The organism is Saccharopolyspora erythraea NRRL 2338, assembly GCF_000062885.1.
GTDB lineage: Bacteria > Actinomycetota > Actinomycetes > Mycobacteriales > Pseudonocardiaceae > Saccharopolyspora_D > Saccharopolyspora_D erythraea.
Map to the genome: position 1 here is coordinate 8,121,291 of NC_009142.1, position 22,687 is coordinate 8,143,977.

General features: G+C 72.4%; 13 protein-coding genes. 6 read left to right on the forward strand and 7 right to left on the reverse strand.

Going from position 1 to position 22,687, the window contains the following annotated elements; all coding sequences use genetic code 11:
• Positions 1-50: 50 nt before the first annotated feature.
• Positions 51-371: a GroES family chaperonin gene (locus tag SACE_RS35325; RefSeq protein WP_009948370.1), complete on the forward strand. Its 321-nt coding sequence runs from the start codon at positions 51-53 to the stop codon at positions 369-371.
• A gap of 140 nt (positions 372-511) precedes the next feature.
• A complete protein-coding gene (locus SACE_RS35330; protein ID WP_009948369.1) occupies positions 512-2,587 on the forward strand; it encodes a VanW family protein in 2,076 nt (691 codons plus the stop codon).
• 68 nt (positions 2,588-2,655) lie between these two features.
• Here the strand turns inward: SACE_RS35330 and SACE_RS35335 are convergent, their stop codons facing one another.
• Positions 2,656-3,015, reverse strand: a complete 360-nt coding sequence (locus tag SACE_RS35335) for a cupin domain-containing protein (RefSeq protein ID WP_009948368.1) — start codon at positions 3,013-3,015, stop codon at positions 2,656-2,658.
• A gap of 132 nt (positions 3,016-3,147) precedes the next feature.
• Positions 3,148-5,217 carry a PhoX family protein gene (locus tag SACE_RS35340; protein ID WP_173401334.1) on the reverse strand — a complete coding sequence of 690 codons (2,070 nt, stop codon included), beginning with the start codon at positions 5,215-5,217 and terminating at the stop codon, positions 3,148-3,150.
• A gap of 247 nt (positions 5,218-5,464) precedes the next feature.
• On the opposite strand from SACE_RS35340, the gene SACE_RS35345 reads away from it, so the two are divergent.
• Genes SACE_RS35345 through SACE_RS35355 form a run of 3 tightly spaced genes read left to right on the forward strand, consistent with a single transcriptional unit; the run spans position 5,465 to position 9,983 of the window.
• Positions 5,465-6,832, forward strand: coding sequence for an MFS transporter (locus SACE_RS35345; RefSeq protein ID WP_009948366.1), 1,368 nt, complete (start codon positions 5,465-5,467; stop codon positions 6,830-6,832).
• A 21-nt stretch (positions 6,833-6,853) separates the two neighbouring features.
• Positions 6,854-9,385: a PEP/pyruvate-binding domain-containing protein gene (locus SACE_RS35350; RefSeq protein ID WP_011875314.1), complete on the forward strand. Its 2,532-nt coding sequence runs from the start codon at positions 6,854-6,856 to the stop codon at positions 9,383-9,385.
• Positions 9,386-9,395: 10 nt separating this feature from the next.
• The gene (locus SACE_RS35355) at positions 9,396-9,983 is read left to right on the forward strand and encodes a TetR/AcrR family transcriptional regulator (protein WP_009948364.1); all 588 of its coding nucleotides are present in this window, start codon (positions 9,396-9,398) and stop codon (positions 9,981-9,983) included.
• A 124-nt stretch (positions 9,984-10,107) separates the two neighbouring features.
• Here the strand turns inward: SACE_RS35355 and SACE_RS35360 are convergent, their stop codons facing one another.
• The 3 genes from SACE_RS35360 to SACE_RS35375 all read right to left on the reverse strand — a co-directional run bounded on the left by SACE_RS35360 (position 10,108) and on the right by SACE_RS35375 (position 18,220).
• Positions 10,108-12,114 carry a PhoX family protein gene (locus SACE_RS35360; protein ID WP_009948363.1) on the reverse strand — a complete coding sequence of 669 codons (2,007 nt, stop codon included), beginning with the start codon at positions 12,112-12,114 and terminating at the stop codon, positions 10,108-10,110.
• A 1,333-nt stretch (positions 12,115-13,447) separates the two neighbouring features.
• Positions 13,448-14,671 (reverse strand): MFS transporter, encoded by a 1,224-nt coding sequence (locus SACE_RS35365; RefSeq protein ID WP_009948362.1) that lies wholly within the window; start codon positions 14,669-14,671, stop codon positions 13,448-13,450.
• Positions 14,672-16,318: 1,647 nt separating this feature from the next.
• Complete coding sequence (locus SACE_RS35375; RefSeq protein WP_009948361.1) at positions 16,319-18,220, reverse strand: HEAT repeat domain-containing protein; 1,902 nt, start codon at positions 18,218-18,220, stop codon at positions 16,319-16,321.
• 422 nt (positions 18,221-18,642) lie between these two features.
• On the opposite strand from SACE_RS35375, the gene SACE_RS35380 reads away from it, so the two are divergent.
• On the forward strand, positions 18,643-19,119 hold the full coding sequence (locus SACE_RS35380; protein WP_143538035.1) for a hypothetical protein: 477 nt from the start codon (positions 18,643-18,645) through the stop codon (positions 19,117-19,119).
• 15 nt (positions 19,120-19,134) lie between these two features.
• Here the strand turns inward: SACE_RS35380 and SACE_RS35385 are convergent, their stop codons facing one another.
• Complete coding sequence (locus SACE_RS35385) at positions 19,135-21,387, reverse strand: ATP-binding protein (RefSeq protein ID WP_231849886.1); 2,253 nt, start codon at positions 21,385-21,387, stop codon at positions 19,135-19,137.
• Between the two features lie 114 nt (positions 21,388-21,501).
• A complete protein-coding gene (locus SACE_RS35390) occupies positions 21,502-22,587 on the reverse strand; it encodes a TetR/AcrR family transcriptional regulator (RefSeq protein WP_009948358.1) in 1,086 nt (361 codons plus the stop codon).
• Between the last annotated feature and the right edge of the window lie 100 nt (positions 22,588-22,687).

Sequence of the window (22,687 nt, forward strand, 5' to 3'; positions counted from 1 at the left end):
TGTCCCCGCCGGGGTGTCAGGCCCGTGAGGGCGGCAAGTAAACTTTTCGGGTGACCGATGCCAAGCTCGAGATCCAGATGCTGCATGACCGGGTCATGGTGCGGATCTCTCAGGAATCCGGGGAACGTCGCAGCAGTGGCGGCATCGTGATTCCGGCGACCGCCCAGGTGGCCAAGCGGCTGCTCTGGGGCGAGGTCTTCGGGGTGGGCAGCCACGTGCGCACCGTCAAGGTCGGCGACCAGGTGCTGTTCAACCCCGAGGAGCAGTTCGAGGTCGAGGTCCAGGGCCAGCCCTACCTGGTGATGCGGGAGCGCGACCTGCACGCCGTCGCGACCGAGCAGACCGAGCAGGGCACCGGCCTGTACCTGTGACCGGCCGTGCACGCGTGGCGTAGACGGCCCATCGCCCGATCAGCGCCGCAACCGGATCCACTACCGTGGCCGCCGTTCGCCGACCACGTTCGCAGTTCGCTGTCGACCCCCACCGCACGACCGATCGAGAAGGGGAAGCGGTGCCGGATAACCACGAACACCCCAAGGCCGCAGACGCCACCGAGCGGATGCCGGTCGATCGGCCCACGCCGAGCCGACCGGAGAGCGACGCCGAGAAGACCATGAGGATCTCGGCGGTCCCCGACGAGGCGACCGAGCGGACGCGCCCGGCGACGGACACCCGGACCCAGGTCGTCCCCGAGTCCGACAACGAGCGGACGCAGAACCTCACCGCGGTCCCGTCGGACTTCCCCGACTTCTCGGCGAGCCAGACCCAGTCGATCCCGGTCTGGTCCGAGGCGCCGAACAGCCAGCAGCCGCCACCGGTGCCGCCGCGCCCCTCGGCCGAGTCCGGTGACGGCGGTGCCGACAAGCGGCGGGGCCTGGTGCGCGCCGGTATCGCGGCGGGTGCCGTCGTGGGCGCGCTCGCCCTGCTCTACGTCGGCGACCTCGTGTTCAGCAGCGGCAAGGTTCCGCGCGGCACGGTCGTCGCCGATGTCGCGATCGGCGGGCTCGACAAGGCGTCGGCGGAGACCGAGCTCCGCGACCGGCTCGGGCCCGGCCTGGGCGAGCCGGTCGAGCTGCGGGCCGGCGACCAGACCGCGACGATCGACCCGGCGGCCGCCGGGCTGGAGATGGACTGGGCCGAGACCGTCGAGCAGGCGGGCGCCCAGCCGCTGAACCCCTTCACCCGCGTCTCGTCGCTGTTCACGACCCGCGAGGTGCACCCGGTCAGCCACGGTGACCGGGCCCAGCTCACCCAGGTGCTGGAGCAGGTCAAGCCGCAGCTCGACCGCGCGCCCGCCGAGGGCGACATCACCTTCGAGGGCGCGAAGCCGGTCCCCAGCGACCCGGTGACCGGCCGCCAGGTCGACCTCCAGGGCGCCACCGACGCGGTGCTCGCGGGCTGGGCCGAACCGGACCCGGTCGCGTTGCCCTTCACCGAGCAGCCGGTGACCACCACCCGCGAGGGCGTGCAGCGGGCGCTCAACGAGGTGGCCAAGCCCGCGGTGTCGGCGCCGGTGACGGTGCGCGGCCAGGGCAAGGACGCCACGTTCGCGCCGGAGGCGATCGCCAAGTCGCTGCGCTTCGAGCCCGACGGCAACGGCGGGCTGAAGCCGGTGGTGGACATGCGGACCGCCGTCGCCGGTGTCGAGCCGCAGCTGGCGAGCACGATCGTGCCCGGCAAGGACGCGCAGATCGTCCTGGAGGGTGGCGCCCCGGTGGTGAAGCCGTCGACCGACGGCATCGGCATCGACTGGAACAAGAGCTTCGAGCGGCTGCCGGAGATCCTCAAGCAGCCCGGGAACCGCAGCCTGCAGGCGATCTACGTGCACCAGCCCGCCCGCTTCACCACCGACCAGGCCAACCAGCTCGGCGTCCGCGAGGTGGTCGGCGAGTTCACCACCGGCGGCTTCGAGCCGGCGTCCGGGGTGAACATCCGGCGCACCGCCGAGCAGGTCAACGGCGCGCTGGTCAAGCCGGGCGAGACGTTCAGCCTCAACGGGCACACCGGTCCGCGCGGTGCCGCGCAGGGCTACGTCGAGTCGGGCATCATCCAGGACGGCCGTCCCGGCAAGGCCGTCGGCGGCGGCATCTCGCAGTTCGCCACGACGATCTACAACGCCTCGTACTTCGCGGGCATGCAGGACGTCGAGCACAAGGCGCACAGCTACTACATCAGCCGCTACCCCGCCGGGCGCGAGGCGACGGTGTTCCAGAGCCCCGACGGCCGCAGCATCATCGACGTGAAGTTCAAGAACACCAGCAAGAGCGGCATCATGATCACCACGCAGTGGACGCCGTCGTCGATCACGGTGAAGTTCTGGGGCACCAAGCAGTGGGACGTGACCTCTCAGACCGGTGAGCGCACGAACCCGACCCCGCCGCACGAGGTCGTCGTGCCGCCGGGGCAGCCGTGCAGCCCGAGCAAGGGCACCGGGGGCTTCACCGTCACCGACACCCGCACGCTGCGCGACGTCCACACCGGCGAGGTGCGGACCGAGCGGCCGAAGAAGACGGTCTACGAACCGCAGCCGATCGTGCACTGCGGACCGCCGCCGCCCGGTGCGGCCGCGGCCCCGCCACCGCGCTGACGGAAACCGTCGAAGGCCCCCTCGTTCGCGAGGGGGCCTTCGACGTTCTTGCGGGGCGACGCCCGCGGTCACTCCGCTGGCGTGGCGTAGGTGGCGGCGGCGGTCCAGTCGATGGCGACGAAGTCCTCGTCGCCGACGACCCAGGCGTCGTGGCCGGGGCTGATCACGGCGCACTCGCCGACGCCGATGTCGGCTTCCTGGCCGTCGTCCATCCGGATGTGGATGCGGCCCGAAAGCACGTACGTGGTGTGCGGCTGCTGGCAGCTGTCGGTGCCCGCGATCGGCTTCACGTCGTTGGACCAACGCCAGCCGGGGTGCATGACCACGCGGCCGACCGTCACACCGGGCAGCTCCACGACCCCCAGCTCACCGTGGCCGAACGTGCGCCTCTCGTCCGGCTTGTCCAGGTGCTTGACTTCGAGCGTCATCCTTCCCGCCTCCTCCGGTCGGGGACACACGGTCCACACTGCGACCGGTCGGCGGGATGCGTACAGGGTCCAAGTACACCGGCGCGGCACGACCGTGAGGCCGTGCCGCGCCGGGCTTGGAGGGTGGTCAGATCAACGGCGGCCGATCTCGCCGCCGCCCGTGCGCCACACCGCGACCACGGACGGACGCGGGCGCGAGTTGCCGCCGTCCGGCCAGTGCGAGGTGGGGTTCTGCGGGTCCTCGGCGTCCTCGCCCGGGTGCTGGACGCAGACCGTGACGACCTCGTCGGTGACGACCGGTCCGCAGGTCTCGGCGCCGACCGGCACCGTCAGGAACTGCTTGACCTTGCCGCGCTCGGGGCCGTCGACCGGCACCGCGAACAGCCCGTCGTTGGAGTCCAGCGCGTTGCCGTCGGTGGAGATCCACAGGTTGCCGTGCCGGTCGAAGGCGACGTTGTCCGGGCACGAGATCGGGCTGACCTGCGACTTGTCGAAGCCGCCGAAGTAAGTGCCGGGGTCGTTGGGGTCGCCGCAGACCAGCAGCAGGTTCCAGCGGAACTTCGTGCCGGTGGTGTCGTCGTCGAGCTCCAGGACGTGGCCGTGCTTGTTGCCGACCCGCGGGTTGGACTCGTCGGCGCCGGCGTTGCCCGCCGAGCCGCGGTTGGTGTTGTTGGTCAGCGCGCAGTAGATGCGGCCGTTGACCGGGTTGGGCTCGATGTCCTCGGGCCGGTCCATCTTGGTCGCGCCGACCGCGTCGGCGGCCAGGCGGGTGAAGACGTAGACCTCCTCGGCGGTGAAGCCGGGCACGAACGACTTCTTGCCGCTGGCCAGCGGCAGCCACTCGCCGGCACCGTCGAAGTGGCCGTCGGCGGGCAGCTTGCCGGAGCCGTCGATCTCACCCGCCGGGCTGTTGCCGGTGAACTTGGCGACGTAGAGGGTGCCGTCGTCCAGCAGCGACATGTTGTGCCGGCGGGCGAGGGCGCTGGTGCCCCCCTTGATCCGGCCGTTGGAGACGAACTTGTAGATGTAGTCGAAGCGCTCGTCGTCACCGGAGTACGCGACGACCCGGCCGTCCTCGGCGACCTTGATCGACGCGGTCTCGTGCTTGAACCGGCCCAGCGCGGTGTGCTTGACCGGCTTGGACTTCGGGTCGTGCGGGTCGATCTCGACGATCCAGCCGAAGCGGTTCGGCTCGTTGGGCTCGCGGGCGATGTCCCAGCGCTTGTCGAAGCGCTCCCACTTGCGGTCGCTCTCGGTGCCCTTGAGGCCGTAGCGCGCGAGCCGCTCCTTGGCCACCGGGTCGGTGACGCTGTCGGCGTTGGCGAAGTACTGGTTGAAGTTCTCCTCGCCGGAGAGCACCGTGCCCCACGGCGTCACGCTGCCGGAGCAGTTGTTCTGGGTGCCGAAGACCTTCGTCCCGGCCGGGTCGGCCGAGGTCTTGAGCAGGTCGCTGCCCGCGGCCGGACCGCGCACCTCGAACTCGGTGTTCAGCGTGATGCGGCGGTTGTAGCGGCTCGGCTTGGGCCGGAATCCCCCGCCGCGCTCCCGCTCGACGGCCACGACCGACAGGCCGTGCGCGGCCCACGCGATGCGCACCTGCTCCTCGGTCGGGTTGTTCTCGTCGTAGGCGGGGAACATGTGCGTCTCGGTGGTGTACTCGTGGTTCACCACCATCAGGTTCTCGCGGCCGCCGGCGTCCAGCGGGATCAGCCCGGCGAAGTCGTTGTTGTAGCCGAACTGCTTCTCCTGCGCGGCGGCCGTCTGCGCGTTGAAGTCGAACTCCGGCGCGCCCTCCAGCACCGGGTCGCCCCAGCGGATGACGATCCCCTGCTCGTAGCCCTCGGGGATGACCACGGCGTCCTGGGTGTTCGGGGCGACGGGCGCGAAGTCGGTGCCGGGCACGGCGCCGCGGGCGGGGCCGCCCTGCTGCGCGGGTGCGGCGGGCTGGGCGGCGGCGCCGCTGCCGAGCGCGGACGCCGCGCCGACCGACAGCGCGAGCACGCCGCCGGCCTTGAGCGCGCCGCGGCGGCTCAGCACGCTCGCGACGATGTCACCGAAGTAGGCGTTGTCAGAGGTGTTGGGCGCTTCGTGCGCGCAGGCGTTTCCGCAGCGGAACCGGCAGGTCACCGACGAGCGGCTGGCCGAGTGGTTGGACAGAAGGGGGAGCGGGACGACCCGCCCGCTGTCCGGTCGGGAAGACAAGCGGACCTCCAGTGGTGCAGTCGGGAACGATCAGCACGCTATGCAGATCAGGCGAGGACTCCCGGACCGGAAGGTGAACGAACATCAAACTCATGACGCAGAGTTGCCGCCGCCCCAGCAGGAGATCACTCAACGGGATGCACTGATCACTGATCGGAATCGGCGATCCGCCTTAGTGAACGTTGCGTATCCAATTCGACCGTCGTAGCCTTCAGAGGACGAACCGTTCTCTAGGGGGCGATGGCGGGTGTTGCGGCCGGGTTCGTTCGGGCTGGTCCTGCCGGGACTGCTGCTCGCGATGCTGCTCGCCGCCCTCGACCAGACGGTCATGACGCCCGCGCTGCCGTCGGTGGCCGGCGACCTCGGCGGACTCGACCAGATGCCCGCCGTCATCACCGCCTACCTGGTCGCGGCGACGGTCGTCATGCCAGTGCACGGCAAGCTCGGCGACCGCTTCGGCCGCAAACCGGCCATGCTCGCGGCGGTCGCGGTGTTCGTGACCGGTGCCGCGCTGTGCGGGCTGGCCACCTCGATGCCGCAGCTCATCGTCTTCCGCGTGATCCAGGGGGCCGGTGGCGGTGGGCTGATCATCGGCGCGCAGGCCGTCATCGGTGAGCTGGTCAGCCCGCGCGAGCGCGGCCGCTACCTCGGTCTCTTCGGCGCCGCTTACGCCGTCGCGGTCGTCGGCGGCCCGCTGGTCGGCGGCTTCTTCGTCGACCAGCTCAGCTGGCGGTGGATCTTCGCGATCCACCCGCCGCTGGGCCTGCTGGCCTTCGCCGTGCTGGCCTGGTCGCTGCGGCTGCCCGCGCCCGCCGCCCGGCCGCCGGTCGACTGCGCGGGGGCGCTGGCGCTGGCCACGGCGGTCGTCGGCGTGGTGCTGTTCGGGCAGACCGGCAGCCCCGGCTGGCTTGTCTGCGCGCTCGCCGGAACGGCGGTGTGGCTTGTGACCACCAGGTACGCCGCCGACCCGATCCTGCCGCTGCGCCTGTTCGGCGAACCGGCGTTCGCCATCCCGGTGGGCATCAGCGTCCTGATCGGCTTCGCGCTCTTCGGCACCCTCACCTACATGCCGGCCTTCCTGCGGATCGCCTCCGGCGCGACGGCGACGCAGGCCGGGCTCGTCGTGACCACCCTGATGCTCGGCGTGCTGACCAGCTCGGTGGTCTCCGGGCGGCTCATCACGCGCACCGGGCACTACAAGGTGTTCCCGGTCGTCGGCACGGCGGTGGCCGCCTGCGGGCTGGCGTTGCTCGCGCTGCTGGCGCCGACCGCCGGGCCGGCCGCCATCGGCGCCGTGATGCTGCTGACCGGACTCGGCGTCGGGCTGGTCATGCAGGTCATGGTGCTGGCGACGCAGAACGCGGTCGAGCACCGAGACCTGGGCACGGCGACCTCGTCGGTCACCTTCTTCCGGCAGATCGGCGCGTCGGCGGGGGTCGCCGTCACCGGCGCGCTGGTCACCGCGGGCGGCGCCCACGACCCGGCCGCGTTCGGAGGGTCCCTGCGGACGGCGTTCGCCGTCATGGCGCCGCTGCTCGGGGTCGCGTTCCTGCTCGCGCTCGCGCTTCCGGCGCGTCCGCTGCGCACCACAGCCCACGTGCGGCGAACCCCCTGACCGGCTTCCATGGGAGGCACGATGGCACTGGTCGTACCGCTGCGGGACCTCCCCGGCGCGAACCTCGCGTCGGCGGGCGGCAAGGGCGCGAACCTGGCGGCGCTGGTCCGCGCCGGGTTCCCGGTGCCCAGCGGGTTCGTCGTCACCACCGACGCATACGCCGCGGTGGCCGGCGAGCCGGGGCCGGACACCCGCGCGTTCCGCGCCGCCCTCGAGTCGGCGGTGGTGCCGGAACCGGTTCGGGCGGCGATCGTCGCCGCCTACGCCGACCTCGGCGGCGGGCCGGTCGCGGTGCGGTCGAGCGCGACCGCCGAGGACCTGCCGGGCGCGGCGTTCGCCGGGCAGCAGGACACCTACCTGGACGTGATCGGTGCGGACGCGGTCGTGGACGCGGTACGGCGCTGCTGGGGATCGCTGTGGAGCGACCGCGCCGTGGAGTACCGGCGGGTTCGCGGCGTCGACTCCGGGCAGGTCCGCATCGCGGTCGTCGTGCAGGAGATGGTCCCGGCCGAGACGGCGGGCGTTCTGTTCACAGCCGACCCGGTGAGCGGGGACCGCGAGCGGATCGTCGTGGACGCGGGCCGGGGCCTCGGGGAAGCCGTCGTGTCCGGGCGGGTCACGCCGGACCACTACGTGCTCGACCGGCACGGTGACCTGCGCGGCTGGACGCCGGGTCGGCACGGCGGCGCGGCGCCCGGCAGGGGCGGCACGGAGAACGGCAGGCGCGGCAACCGTGCTGCTCGCGGCGGCACGGCAGTGCATCTCGGCGGCATCGAGACCGTCCCCGGCGGCACACGAGTCGGCTGGGCCGACGCTGACGCCGGACGGAGCGGCACGGCGGTCGGCCCACGCGGCACGCTCGCGGCAAAGGCGCCGGGTCCCGACCGCCTGCCGGACGAGGTGCTGCGCGAACTGGCTCGTCTGGGGCGCGAGGCCGAGCGCCTCTTCGGACGTCCGCAGGACGTCGAATGGGCCTACGCCGACGGCCGGGTGAGCGTGCTCCAGGCGCGTCCGATGACCGCGCTGCCGCCACCACCGCTGGAGCTCAACGTGGTCCAGCGCCGGCTGGCTTCGATCATGCTGGAGTACATGCCGGTCCGGCCGTACCCGCTCGACATGTCGACGTGGCTACCGCACGGCCCCGCCGGCCTGATGGGCGAGGTGCTGGCCTACTTCGGTCTTCCCGGTGTCATCGACGGGTTCGTGACGGAGGTCGACGGGGTCGCCGACCGGATCGTGCCGCCCGCGGTGAAGCCGTCGCGCCGGCTGCTCGCCATGCCGTTCCGCGTCGCGGCGCCGGCGCGGCGGCACGACCCCGCCCGGTGGACAGAGGACCCCCGGTTCGTCCGCTACCTGGAACGCGTGCGCGAGCTGGCGTCGCGGGACCTCACGGCGATGCCATGGCCACGGCTGCTGCACATGCCGCGCGAGGCGCTGGACGCCACCCGTGCGGTCGCGGACCTGCGCATCGACTACCTGCCGCGCACCGGGCTCTCGTTGTTGCGGCTGCTGCTCGCGTTGAAGGTGCTCGGCCGGTCGTCCTTGCTCATGAACCTGGTCAACGGCGCGCCGACGCGCACCGCCGACGCCAACCGGGAGCTGGAGGCGCTGGCCGCGCGGGCGCGGTCCGACCCGCGGCTGCGCGCAGCCGTCGAAAGCCTCGAGCCGGGGCGGCTGGCGGACTTCGACGAATTCGGCGCGCGGTTCGAGGCGTTCCTCACCGAATACGGACATCGCGAGACCACCAGTCCGCTCCTGGTCACCACACCGACCTGGTCGGATGCCCCGGAAACCGTGCTCGGCCTGGTCAAGGTGCTCGCCGCCGAGCCGCCGGTGGGCACGGACGTCGGCGAGCGCGCGATGGCCGGGCTCCTCGCCCATCCGCTGCTGCGCTCGCCGAAGCGGCGCGCCCGCGTCCGGCGCTGGGTGTCAGCGGCACGTGCCGGTATCGCCTTCCGCGAGGACAGCCACTTCTACTTCACCATGCCGCTGCCGGTGCTGCGCCGCTCGCTGCTGGAGATCGGCGGGAGGTTGCGCGACGCCGGGGCGCTGGGCTCGGCCGAGGATGTCTTCCACCTGCGGCTGGAGGGGTTGGAGGGCGTCGGCGACCCGGCCGCTGCTGGTGGGCTGCGCGCCACGGCGTCGGCGAGAGCGGCCAGGCGGGCCGAGCTCGCGGGCGTGCGGATGCTCAACCTCCGCTCGGTCTTCCCGGACCGGCCCGCGGGTGACGCGCTGGTCTCCGGCACGCCCGCGTCCGGCGGCACCGACACCGGTCCGGTGCGGGTCGTGCGCGACCCGTCCGAGTTCGGCTCGCTCGCCGCCGGCGACGTGCTCGTCTGCCCGTACACCAACCCGGCGTGGACGCCGCTGTTCCAGCGGGCCGCCGCGGTCGTGGCCGACTCCGGCGGGCCCGCCTCGCACGCCGCGATCGTCGCCCGCGAGTACGGCATCCCCGCCGTCATGGGCACCGCGGTCGCGACGAGCGTGCTCACCGACGGCACCCGTGTCTCGGTCGACGGCGACGTGGGTCGGGTGACGGCGGCGGATTCGTAGGATCGGCGCCATGGTCACCGACCACCGCAAGCTCCCCCGGCGGCGCGGCGAAGCCCTCAACGCCGCGATCCTGCAGGCCACCCTGGACGAACTGAGCGAGGTCGGCTACGCCGGGCTGACCATGGAACGCGTCGCCGAGCGGGCGCGGACCGGCAAGGCGTCGGTGTACCGGCGCTGGCCGAGCCGGATGGAGCTGGCCATCGACGCCGTCTACCACGTGCTGCCGGACCCGTCGTCGCCACCGGACACCGGCACCCTGCGCGGCGACCTGCTCGCGCTGCTGCGCCGCCACGCCGAAACGCTGGCCGGGCCGGCGGGTGAGGCGCTGCGCGGGCTGCTCAGCGATGTGCTCACCGACCGGTCCCGGACGGCCGAGCTGCGGCAGCACTCGCACGGCGCGGGCCGCAAGGCCATGGGCGAGATCACCCGCCGCGCGGTCGAACGCGGGGAGATCGCCGCCGAGGCGGTGACGCCGCGACGCATCGAGGTCGGGCATGCGATGCTGCGCCAGCACTTCCTCTTCCAGGGCGTGCCGATTCCGGACGAGGTGATCGTCGAGATCGTCGACGAGGTGCTGGTTCCCCTGTTCCGGACGTGAACCGGCCAGGCCCACGACCATCGGCGGGCCGGTGCCAACTCGGCAGCACTCCGCAGTCCATGGCACGGCGGAGCCCTCCGAGATCGCGCGTCTCCCGGAAGGCTCCGCCGTGCCGTGAATCCCTTCAGCGCCAGACGGCCACGACTGACGGCCTGGGCTGCGAATCCCCGCCGTCCGGCCAGTGCGACACCGGGTTGTCGGCGCTGGCCCCGTCGAGCTCACCGGGATGCTGCGCCGAGACGAGCACCAGGTCGTCCTCGATCACCGGCCCGCAGGCCTCCGCGCCGCGCGGCACGCTGAGGAACTGCATGACGTGGCCGCGTTCCTCGCCCTCCAGCGGCACCCGGTACAGGCCGTCGTTGGCGGCCAGCGCCTCCGACGAGTCCGTGGTGATCCACAGGTCGCCCTTGGAGTCGAAGGCGACGTTGTCCGGGCAGGTGATCGGGCTGACCTGCGACTTGTCGAATCCGCCGTAGTAGGTGGCGGGGTCGTCGGGGTCGCCGCACACCAACAGCAGGTTCCAGGTGAAGGTGGTCCGGCTGGTCTCGGCCAGCTCGAGCACCTGGCCGTGCTTGTTGCTGTTGCGCGGGTTCGTCTCGTCGGCGCCCGCCTTGCCGTCGGTGCCGCGGTCGCTGTTGTTGGTGAGCGCGGCGTAGACGTGCCCGGTCTTCGGGTGCGGCTGCACGTCCTCGGGACGGTCCATCTTGGTCGCGCCCACCGCGTCGGCTGCCAGGCGCGCGAAGACGTAGACCTCCTCGGCTGTCATCCCCGGCACGAAGCTCTCGTCGTTGTGGGCGAGCGCGATCCACTCACCGGTGCCGTCGAAGCGGCCGTCCGACGGCAGCTTTCCGGTGCCGTCGATCTCCTCCGCGGGGCTGTCGCCGCTGAACCTGGCCACGTAGAGCGTGCCGGAGTCCAGCAGCGACATGTTGTGCCGCCGCGCGTGCCGGCTGTCGCCCCGCTTCACCTTCTCGTCGGAGACGAACTTGTACATGTACTCGAACTTCTCGTCGTCGCCCATGTAGGCGGCGACGCGGCCGTCGTCGAGCACGTGGACGTTGGCGCCCTCGTGCTTGAAGCGGCCCAGCGCGGTGTGCTTGACCGGCCTGGACTCCGGGTCGTACGGGTCGAGCTCGATGATCCAGCCGAAGCGGTTGGCCTCGTTGGGCTGGCGCGCGAGGTCCCAGCGGGAGTCGAAGCGCTCCCACTTGCGCTCGGTCTCGGTGCCCTTCATGCCGTAGCGGTCGAGGCGCGCCTTGGTGGCCGGGTCGGTCACCTGGTCGGCGTTGGCGAAGTAGAAGTGGATGTTCTCCTCGCCGGACAGGATCGTGCCCCACGGAGTCACGCCGCCGGAGCAGTTGTTCATGGTGCCGAAGACCTTGGTGCCGGTCGGGTCGGCCGAGGTCTTGAGCAGGTCGCTGCCCGCGGCGGGCCCGCGCACCTCGAACTCGGTGTTGAGCGTGATGCGGCGGTTGAGCCGGTGCATCCGGACCTCCGGCGTGCCGTCGCCGGTCTCCAGCACGACGACCGACAGCCCGTGCGCGGCCCACGCGATGCGCACCTGCTGCTCGGTCGGGTTGGCGGGGTCGTACCCGCGGAAGATGAACTCCTCGCTGGTGTACTCGTGGTTGTTGACCATGACCCGCAGGTCGCCGCGCAACGGCAGCAGGGCGCAGAAGTCGTTGTTGAAGCCGAACTGCTGCTCCTGCGCCTCCGGCGTCTGGGCGTCGAAGTCGAACTCCGGCGCACCGGGCAGGATCGGGTCGCCCCAGCGGATGACGATGCCCTGCTGGAAGCCTTCGGGGACGACGACGGCGTCCTCCAGGTTCGGCTTGACGGGCACGAAGTCCAGGCCGCGCCGCGGAGCGGCGGCTGACGTCGACGCGGCAGCGGCGGCGGAGGCCAGAGCCGAGGAGGCGGCGGCCGTGGAGACCGCGACGACGGCGCCGGCGCGGAACAGGCCGCGGCGGTCGACCACGCGCTGGACCAGGTCGCCGAAGTACGGGTTGTCGGAGGTGTTCGGCGGGTGCTGCGAGCACTGATCGCCGCAGCGGTATCGGCAGGTGACCCGTGCCCGGCCGCCGGCGAGCAGCGGCAGCAGGCGTCGGCCGCGATCGGGGTGTGGTGGCACGCCAACCTCCAATGACGGTGCAGTCCGAGAACGGGTGGAGGGTATGTCACAACCACGGAAGAGAGAACGATTGCGGAAAATTCGGCGACTTCTGGCCGCGGGAAGGCAGTTGGCGGGTCTCGTTTCGTCCTATTAGAACTGTTTGCGGCGAAGGGGACCCGGCAGCGCGGGGCATGGGCCTGGCGTGCGGTGGTGGATGGCTCGGGTGGGCAGATGACGTCGTTTGGCGTCTGACGGCGCGGACGGCGGCGGTGCGCGGTAGGGACGGCGGCGGTGGGCGGCGGGGACGGACAGTAGCGGTGGATCGCGGGGACGGCGGCCGCGGTGGACGGCGGGGACGCACGGCGGCGGTTGGTGCCGTCGTCTGACGACAGGCAGATCAGCACAGGTGCCGGAGTGGCACTGGGGGTGGAGGCGTAACCGCGAGGTGCCGGAGTGCCGCCGCACGTGCCGGGTGCCGCTGGTTCGTAGCCACCAGGTGTGCTGGTGGCGCGCGGGCGCCGGACGCGGCGGCACGGACCGCGCCCGGCGCGGTTGGCGCAACGGCACGATCGACACGCGGTATGGCTGCCACGGGCGCACAGTCCGCTAGCGGCATTTCTCGCGTGAGCGCACAGTCCGCAAACGGTATGGCTGGCGCGACGGCACAGTCCCCAAGCGGCGTCGCTGGCACGAGCGCACAGGCCGTAATCGGAATCGCTCGCGTGACGGCACAGTCCGCAAGCGGCATTGCACGCGGAGCACACAGTCCGCAAGCGGTATGGCTGGCGCGACGGCACAGTCCGCAAACGGCATTGCGCTTGCGAGCACACAGTCCGCCAACGGCATGGCTGGCGCGAGCGCACGATTCCCTCGACAGCGGGTTTCGCCGGTAGCGCGGGTGGCGTGCCAGCACGGTCGGCATGGCGGCACGGTCGTCGGCACGCGGCGCGGTTGGCGCGCCAGCACGTTCTCCGTGGTAGCACGGTTGCGGCGCGAGCACCGTTGGCGTGGCGGCACGGTCGGCATCGCGGCATGGTTCACCCGGTCGGCACGGCACATCGGCAAGGCGGCAGCCACGTGCCGGTGTGCCGGCGGTCGAGCGGCGGGGCCAGGTCTCAGCGTGGGTTGTGCCGCAGGGTCGGCATCGCGTCCGGCCGCGTTCGGGCATGTCTTTCGCCCGCGTACGGGCATGCTTGCGCCCGCACGGCACCGCACCGTCGCTACATGCCCAAGCGTCCACATATGCGAAAAGTGGCGGCACCTCGCTCGGGTGCCGCCACTTTCGACGCTGGTTCTCGCTGCTTCCTCGTTCGCCGCTTGTTGTGGGCCGGGAGTCGCTTCCTCAGCCTGGTCAGAACTCCTCGCCGACCAGGGCCGCTTCGACCGGGACCTGATGCGGGTCGGCCTTGGGCCGGAGGTCGACCACCAGCAGACCGGCCGCCAGGACGCAGGCCGCGGCGCCGACGACGAAGGGTGCCTGCGGGGCGCCGGTCCATTCGGCGATGTGGCCGACGAGGGTCGCCGCGAGCGCACCGCCGAACCAGCGGCAGAAGTTGTAGCCGGCGCTGGCGACCGGGCGCGGTGCCGAGCTGATGCTCATCGCGGTGCCGGTGAAAAGGGTGTTGAGCAGCCCGGACGCCAGGCCGCTGAGGATGACCGCGACGACCACGACTGGCTTCGAACCGACCGCCATCACCGCGAGCAGGGCCGCGTAGATCAGCACCGCGAGCACGGTGCCGCCCGCCTCGCCGAAGCGCGCCGCCACCTTGGGCGCGAGGGTGACGCCCGCGACCGCGACGCACAGTCCCCAGCCGAAGAACACCAGGCCGACCGCGATCGCGCCGAACTCGAGGACGAACGGGGACCAGGCCAGCACGGTGAAGAACGCCGCGGTGTAGAGGGCCGACCCGAGCGCGGTACGCAGCAGGCCGCCGTGCCGCAGCGCCCGGATCGGGTCGAGCAACCGCACGGGCTGGCGCTGGCTGCGGTCACCGTCCTTGGGCAGGAAGCCCGCGGAGAGGATCAGCGCGATGGCCATCAGGACCGCGGTGCCCGCGAAGGGACCGCGCCACGAGATGTTGCCGAGCAGCGCACCGAGCAGCGGCCCGGTCGACAGGCCGATGCCGAGCGCCGCCTCGTAGAGCAGGATCGCCGCCTGCTGTCCGCCGCTGGCCGCGCCGACGATCACCGAGAGGGCGGTGGCGATGAAGAACGCGTTGCCCAGGCCCCAGACCGCGCGCAGCGCGACGAGCTGGCCGATCGACCCGGCGAGCGCGCACGCGAGGGTGGCCAGCACGATCAGCACGAGTCCGGTCACGACGGTGCGCTTGGCGCCGAAGCGGGCGCTGAACGCACCGGTGATCAGCATCGCGACGACCTGGACGCCGAGGTAGGAGGAGAACAGCAGGGTGACCTGCTCCGGTCCGGCGTTGAGCGCCTCGGCGATGGACAGCAGGATCGGGTCGACCAGACCGATGCCCATGAAAGCGATCACGGCGGCGAAGGCCGTGATCCAGACGGCTTTCGGCTGGCCTTTGAACACATCCAGCAACCGGACGTCGTGTGCGCCGCTCATCGGCCGCCACTCCCAGCTTTCCCTAGACGAATAGTTCGTTTGCAATGCTAACAATTAGGATGGACCGAACCAACCCGCACATGACACCAATCACGGAACATGCTGATGACCTGCGCAAACACCCCAAGCGAGGTGCGGAGCAGGGAGCAGTGCGGCGGCGGCAGCCACGGAGGTGGCGACGGGCTCTCGGGGGTGGCGGCGCACTGTCGGGGCGTGATGGCGGGGGCGGCGGTGACGCTGGTGGCGTTGGCGTGGGCGTTGTCGGTGGCTGTGGTGGCGGCGGCGAAACGGTGGCGGCGGCCATGGTGGCGGCGGCTGTGGTTGGTTGTGGGCGTGGCGTTCCAGCCAGTGATGGCGTGGTGGCGGCGATGCAGAGTGAGCGGCGGACACGCCCGGGATGCCGCGGCGGCGAACCAAAGCAACGGCGGCCATGCACGAGCGGCGGCCACGCACCGGCAGCGGCAGCGAAGCGGCGGCGGCCATGCACGAGCGGCGGCCACGCACCGGCAGCGGCAGCGAAGCGGCGGCGGCCATGCACGAGCGGCGGCCACGCAAGGGCGGCGGCGACAGCGGGGCACCGCGGCCGTGGCAGCGGGGCACCCATCCGAGGCGGCGTGCCGGACGGTGGACCGCCACATGGGCGGCGGCCATGCACCGGCAGGGGTGACAGCGAGACACCGTGCATGTAGCAGCCGGGCACCCGTCGAAGGCGGCGTGCCGGACGGTGGGCCGGAACGGCGGCACAGCCACGGAGCCCTGCCGATGCGCCGTGCCGGTGGGCAGGCGGACACGGCGGCACGGGTTACTGGCCTTGGGCCGCGTCCGCCGTCGCCTGCAGGCTCGGCGGCATGTCCACTTGGCCTGCTCACCGACACAACGTGGCGGTGAGCAGGCACGACACCGGAGGTACGGACACCGGACGGCTACCCGATGAGGCGTGGTGCCGGTAGGCAGAGGCAGCGGAACACCAGCGGCACGGCCTACGAGCTTGCCGCGCAGCGTGCCGGGTTGGCGGCGGCATTCCGGCGGTGGCCCGGCACGGCTGCCGACAGATGTGACGAGCCGGGTGTGAGCGCACCCGGTGTGGGCGGGCGGGGTGTGGCCGGGTGGCCGGACCGGGTGTGTGGGCGAACCGGGCGCGACCCGGGTGGGGTGCGACCGGACCACGTGAGGCCGTTCAGTACGGGCAGGGCGCGCCCCGCCCGTACTGAACGAGCCGTCCCCGGTGGACAGGTCCGCGTCTGATCGACGAGACGGGCCACCAGAGACAACCGGCCAACGCAGACAAATCGGCCACCGCAGTGGCGGCCCAGCCTCGGTCAGCACGCTGTTGACTCGCCCGACCTCGGACGGCCGACCACTCCTCGCCCGACTACCCCGCCCGCGCCGCTCCCGGCTTGCGCTGCGAACTCGCGCCGGTCAGGCCCGACCGGTGCGACCCGGCGTGGCCCAACCAGTGCGAACCGGACCCGCCCGACCGGTTCGAACCCGCCCTCGCCTGGCTGCCCCGGCCGCACCGCTCCCGGCCTGCCCTGTGCGCACCCGGCCCGGCTCCGCCCCAGCCGGTGCGGGGCGGAGCGGGGCCCACACGGTCAGCCGGGCTCGGGCGGCCGGGCCGCAGCGGGCTGGGACTGGGGCGGGACGGGGTCAGGACGTGGTGACCACCCTTCCCAGGCCGCGGCGGGCGGCGCCGGCGATCTGCTGGTCGGGGTGCTGGAGGGCGATGGTCTCCAGCACGGTGTCGGCGGCGACGTGGCTGGTGCGGGGGATCTGGTCGATCAGCGCCAGCTGGTCCGGAGTGGGTCGGCTGCGGAACTCGCTGAGGAAGCGCTCGGTGTCGTCCGCCGCGGTCACCGCCATGGCGTCGAGCTCGAACAACAGCTCGTCGCCCGTCCGCACGAACTCCTCGCCCGGTGCGGCGTCCACCGGGGTGGGCCTGGCCTGCAGCCACATCCGGGCGGCGGGACCGGCGATCGGATCCTCCCGAAGGCCGAGCACCGCCGCGACGCCCTCTTCCCCGGTGCGTTCCAGCAGCCACAGCGCGGTGAGACGGACCGGCGGCTCGTCGAGCCTGCGCAGCAGCTCCGCCAGCTCCGCGCTGGCGGCGCGCTCACCGCGGCGACCGATCCAGCCCGCCGCCAGGGCTTCGACCACCTCGGGCGAGCTGTCGCGCAGCACGCGGACCAGAACCTCCGCCGGGTAGTCGGCGATCTCCGCCACTGTCGGCGCGACGAAGCCGAACGCCTGGAGCGAACCACGGGCCGCCCACAGCCCGGCCGGGGTCAGCTCGACCGTTGTGTGGTCGGCCTCCGTCCCCTCCGGCACGAGCGAGTCGATCACCGCCACGCCCTCGGCGTCGGTGGTGACCTGCCTGCGGACCGCGCCCATCGCCTCCCACTGGTCGAGGACCTTCACCAGCGTCCGGCGCAGGGCAGCTCGCCTGTCCTCCGGTACGCCAGTCGGCTCCTCGCCACCGGCAGGGTCATCGGCCGCCACGTCGTCGGCGCCCAGGTCATCGGCTGCCAGGTCGTCGGCGACAGCGTTCACGACGAGTTCGAGCGGCACCGCGTCGCCGGCCGAGTACAGGCAGCACAGCGCCGCCTGCACCAGGTCGGGGAACGCGTCGGTGCCGCCCGCGAGCACGTCGAGTTCGCCCTCGTCCGCGCCGAAGACGCCGTCGAGCAGCACGAAGCACTGCCACAGCCGGGTCCACAGCAGCGCGGGCTCGGTCAGCACCGGCAGGCTGGCCTGGGTCGGGACCAGTCCGTCGCCCACCGCGCGCACCAGGCCCGTCTGCCTCGCCCACTCCAGCAGCAGCGCGGCGTCCGCCTCGTCGACGTCGAGCGCTGCCGCGAGCTCTCCGGTGTCGACGCGCTCGCGTCCGGTGCCCAGCCACGCGTGGAGGGCGCGCATCCGGTGCGGCACCACGGCGTCCTCGGCGTAGCGGACGTCCTCGACGTCGGCGGGCGGCAGCCAGAACGCGGGCTCCGGCCCCGGTTCGGACGCGTCGCGGTCCTCGACCGAGTCGGCCAGCGACCGGTCGACGTCGACCTCGCCCGCGTCGACCGCCTCGAAGAAGCCCTCGACCGCGGCCTCGTCGTCGGCGTCGAGGCCGTGCTCGCGCATCACCACCGACCAGAACTTCTCCGCGCCCCACTCGCCCGGGTCCGCCATGGCCGCGAGGTAGCCGGGTGAGGCCCGCTGCACGGCGGCACGCAGCTCCGCCGCCGGTACGTCGGAGATGAGCAGGCCGACGTCGTCGAGGTAGGCGATCCACAGCGCCAGGCACTCCGGCGCGGCCCGCCAGTTCTCGTCGAGCACCAGCCTGCGCGGGCACGAGTGGCCGAGGAAGTGCGTCACGTCGTCCTCGGTCCACCTGGTCAGAAGGCCGTCCACGCCGCGCTTCTCGTCGAGCAGGAAACCGGCGAGCTCGACCGGGGCGCGCTCCTGGCCTCCGTGTTCGACGCACCAGTTCGCGAACCGGTCGATCAGCGCGGTCTTCGACCGCTCGTAGCGGGTGGTTTCGGCGTGCAGGAAAGCGGTGCGCATGGGTGTCTCCTCCGTGCGGGGGCTTGATCGGAACACGTCGAGGGTAGGGAGCCGATCTCCGGCCGCCGTCCAGCGAAGGGCTGGTTCGCACCGCGTGTCGGGCAACCCTTCCGGGTGCTTTTAGGTATGGGTTTCGGTAGTTGTCCCGCTACGGGCACCAGGGTCTTAGGTCCACAGTTGCTGGTACGTCCCCGTTGGGACGCGCGAACAGGACGAACCGGGAATGACGGCGGCCGACACGCCACATCCGGCTTCGCACCCGACCGAATCCGTCGTTTCCAGGGGTAACGGGCGATGAGGGAGGAGGTCGTAGCACCTGGACAGCGGGCCTTGCGCCCCGGCGACCCGCTGCCCGTCCCCAGACGAGGTGGGCGTGCCGGCGACGAGCCGCGACGCCCACCTCGCCCAGATCCAGGACCACCATGCCCCAGCACGCACCACTACCGACACGCACCGCACAGCCAGCCGCGCGACACGCTCCCCTTCCAACCGGTACCGGCTTCCAGCCGACCGAGCCGGACCCCGAACCCTCCGATCACCAGGCCCTCGGGTGGCCGGTCGACGCCGAGGGCCTGGTGATCGGCGACCAGGTTGGCGCCTTGCTGATGCCCGCCGAACTCGGCGCCAGAGTCCAGCAGGTGCTCTCGATCCACATACTCGCCGGTCCGGTGATCGCCTACCCGGATCGTTGGGCCGTGCTCACCGAGCCCGGCGGTCACGACCGGACCGGAGCCCTCTCCCGCGGTCCGGTCGTGGCGGCCCGGGCCGGTCAGCGCCTGCCGCTGCCGCCGTCGGCCGACGCCCGCTGGGTCGGCGGGCTCTCTCAGCCGCCCGCCTGGCAGACGGTCGTCTCCGCGACCCGCCGCGCGATCGAGACGCCGCAGTTCGCCGGGATGTAGTCGGCCGGTCGCCGGTCACGGCTTGCCCGCCTGCTCGGCTACCCACGCCGCGATCTGCGCTCGTGAGCTGAACCCGAGCTTGGTCAGGATGTGCTCGATGTGGCTGTCCGAGGTTCGCTTGGCGATCACGAGCTGCTGGGCGATCTGCCGGTTGGACAGACCGCGCGCAACCAGGTCGGCCACCTCGCGCTCCCGCCTGGTCAGCTGCGCGGGCACGTCGGCCGGCGAGACGACCTCGCGCTCCCCGAGCGCGTCGGCCACGGCCTCGGCGAGCGTGAAGGACGAGCCCTCGCGCTCGGCCGACCGCAGCTCGGCCACCCGCAGCATGCCGCGCGCCCGGGCCAGTGCCGCCGTGTGCCAGTCCAGGTAGCACCGGATGCCGAACAGGTAGGTGCCCAGCGGCTGCCACAGCGCGACCACCGCGGCGAACAGCCTGACCGCCAGGTCCGGCCTGCCGCGCGCGGCCTCGGTCCACGCCAGCATCTCCAGGCACACGACGACACCGGTGATGTCGTTGAACCGGCTCTTGAGCCGCAGCGCCTCCCGCAGGTGCGCCGCGCCTTCCTGCGCGTCCCCCTGGCGCCAGTGGGCGAGACCGAGCACGATTTCCGCCCAGGAACGCGCCCACTGCTCGCCGTGTTCGTCGCAGATCTCCAGGCATTCCTCGCAGTGCGCGATGGCCTGCGCGGGATCGCCGAGGAAGACCGACGCCAGCGCCCGGTTCGGCAGCGTCATCACGGCCAGACCGTCGTGGCGCAGAAGGTCGGGGAACCGCAGCGCTTCCTGGAACGCCGCGTCCGCGGCGGCGTGGTCGTTGCGCAGCAGCTCGACGACGCCGACCAGGTGCGGGACGGACGGGTCTTCGAGTCCGCGCGCTTCGGCGAGAAGTTCCAGCCCTTCGTCGACATCGCCCAGCATCGCGCTGATCAGCCCGTTGACCGCCAGCGCCTTGCCGCGCACCGGCGTCGGTTCGGTGGTGACGGCCAGCGCCTCGTCGAGCCATTCGCGGCCGTCTCGCAGGGCGCCGCCGGCCAGCCAGAAGAAGCGGAGGGCCGCGGCCATGCGCAGCCCTTCGGATGCCTCACCGGGCTCGGAGAGGCAGAACTCCAGCGCGGCCCACAGGTTCTCGCGTTCCCGCTGCAGCCTGACCAGCCACTCGGTCTGTCCCGGCCCGAGCCACTCGGCGTCGGCGTACTCGGCCATCAGCAGGTAGTGGTCGCGGTGGCGCCTGCGCAGCACGACCTCCTGCTGGTGTCCCAGGCGCTGCCGCCCGTACTCGCGGATCGTCTTCAGCAGCCGGTACCGCGAGCGTGAGTCGCCGGTGTCCTCGCGGGACAGCACCGAACGCTCCACCAGCCCTGCGATGCCGCACAACAGGTCGTCGGCGCTCAGACCGTCGCCGGAGCAGACCTCCTCGGCGGACTCCAGCTCGAAACCGCCCGCGAAGACCGACAGCCGCGACCAGAGGGTCCGCTCGACCGGGGTGCACAGGTCGAAGCTCCACGCGATCGTCGCCCGCAGCGAGCGGTGGTGCGGCACCGCGCTGCGGTCGCCGCCGTTGAGCAGCTGGAAGTGGTCGGTGACCCGGGTGAGGATCTCGTCGACCGACAGCGACCGCATCCACACCGCGGCCAGCTCGATCGCCAGCGGCAGCCCGTCGAGCTGGACGCAGAGGGTGGCCACGGCCGCCTGGTTCTCCGGCCCGACGGTGAAACCGGGCAGCACCGCCGACGCGCGGTCCTCGAAGAGCACGACGGCGTCGGATTCCCGCGACCCCCGCGCGGGCACCGTCATCGGCGGCACCGGCCAGACGCGTTCACCGGCCACGCCCAGCGGTGAGCGGCTGGTGACCAGCAGCCGCACCTCGGGTGCGCCGGAGAGGATCGCGCCGACCAGTGGCCCGCACTCGTCGAGCAGGTGCTCGCAGCCGTCGAGCACGATCAGCATGCGTCGGCCGGTGAGCCGGGCCACCAGCGCGTCCAGGCCTGCTGGTGGATCGCCCAGGTTCAGGTCGGCCACGACGGCGCGGTCGAGCAGGCCGGGTTCGGTGACGCGGGCCAGCTCCACCAGCCAGACGCCGTCGGGGAACGCCCGGCGCAGACCGCGCGCGACGTGGACCGCCAGCCGCGACTTGCCGACCCCGCCGACGCCGGTGAGGGTGACCAGCCGTGACGTCGCGAGCAGCTTCTTGACCTGCGCGCTCGCACCGCGACGACCGACGAAGCTGGTCAGGTCGTCGGGCAGTCTCCCCACACGTTTAGTCGTCACGGCGGCCCACCGCGTGTTCTCCGCACGTCGCACCGGAAGGCCAGTGTAGGGCAGAAATCGCTGGTCAGGCCGGGTTCGTACTGGTCGTTCGACCAGCTTTCGGGCAGCGCCGGACTACGCGTGCTGCGCGGTCTCGGCGAGCGCTACCGCGTGGCATGCGCCGGGTCCGTCCGCCCGGGCGGTGATCCGGCCGGAGCGGACGTGGACGGCGGTCTCGGTCGTGTCGTCGACGACCGGGGCGCCGGCCGCCGCCGCGAGCTCGCCGGACTCGTCGCACACGATCCGCACGCCCGGCCACGTCGGCGGCGGGAAGGCCTGGCGCAGGCAACCGCACAGCTCGGCGACGGCCAGCCGCGCCAGCGGGACGAGTTCGCCCGGGTCGCCGGTCACCAGGACGGCGGTGACCTCGGTACCCGCGGGAGCCGCCCGCACCGCTTCCTCGACGGCCGCGACGCGGTGCAGCCCGAGCACCGCCACCACGCCGTCGTCGGCCAGCGGGGCGGGCTCACCGCGCACCACGTCGGTCGCCGAGGGCGGGTCCCACGGCTGGTCCGACGGCCGCACCGGAGGGTGCACGGTCGGCGGTGCCCACCAGTCGCCCAGTTCGAGCTCGGCGAGCTGCTCGCACGCGCTGACGATGTCGAAGGGCTCGACGAAACCAGGTGCCGCGGCCGTCATCTGGGTGGCGCCGTGCAGCGTGGTGAGCACGGTCTCGGCCAGCCGCACCGAACGCCGCGCGGGCGCCGCCACCGGGGAGTCCAGCGGTCGCAGCCGCTCCAGGGCCAGCCCGAGCAGGAGCGCGTTGAGCTTCATGAGCTGCGCGAAGGGCTGCCGGATCCGGTCGTCGGCGAGGATCTCGGGCACCAGCGCGGCGCCGATCCGGGCCGAGTCGGCCCCGCCGGAAGGCAGCCGCGCCACCCAGGCGCGGGCCAGCGCGCCCAGCGCATCGCGCGCGGTGCGACCGAGCTGCGGGTGCGACGGCGCCGGCTCGGTCTCGGCGAGGTGGGCCAGCACGGCCAGGTACAGGGCGCGCTTGCCGGGGAAGTTGGAGTAGACGGCGCCCCGCGTCAGCTCGGCGCGATCAGCGATGTCGTCGACCTTGGCGTCGCGGAAACCGCGTTCGGCGAACTCGTCCCGCGCCGCGGCGAGCACCTTCGCCCGGTTGCGCTCCTGCGTCTCCGCCCTGGTCAGCCGACCCATCACTCTCCTCGCCGCGGCCTCCGGCTCCCCCGCGGCGCAGAATACCCCGCGCATCTGGATGTTCGCATCATCTGGATGTTGCTAACATCGCGGAGGAATC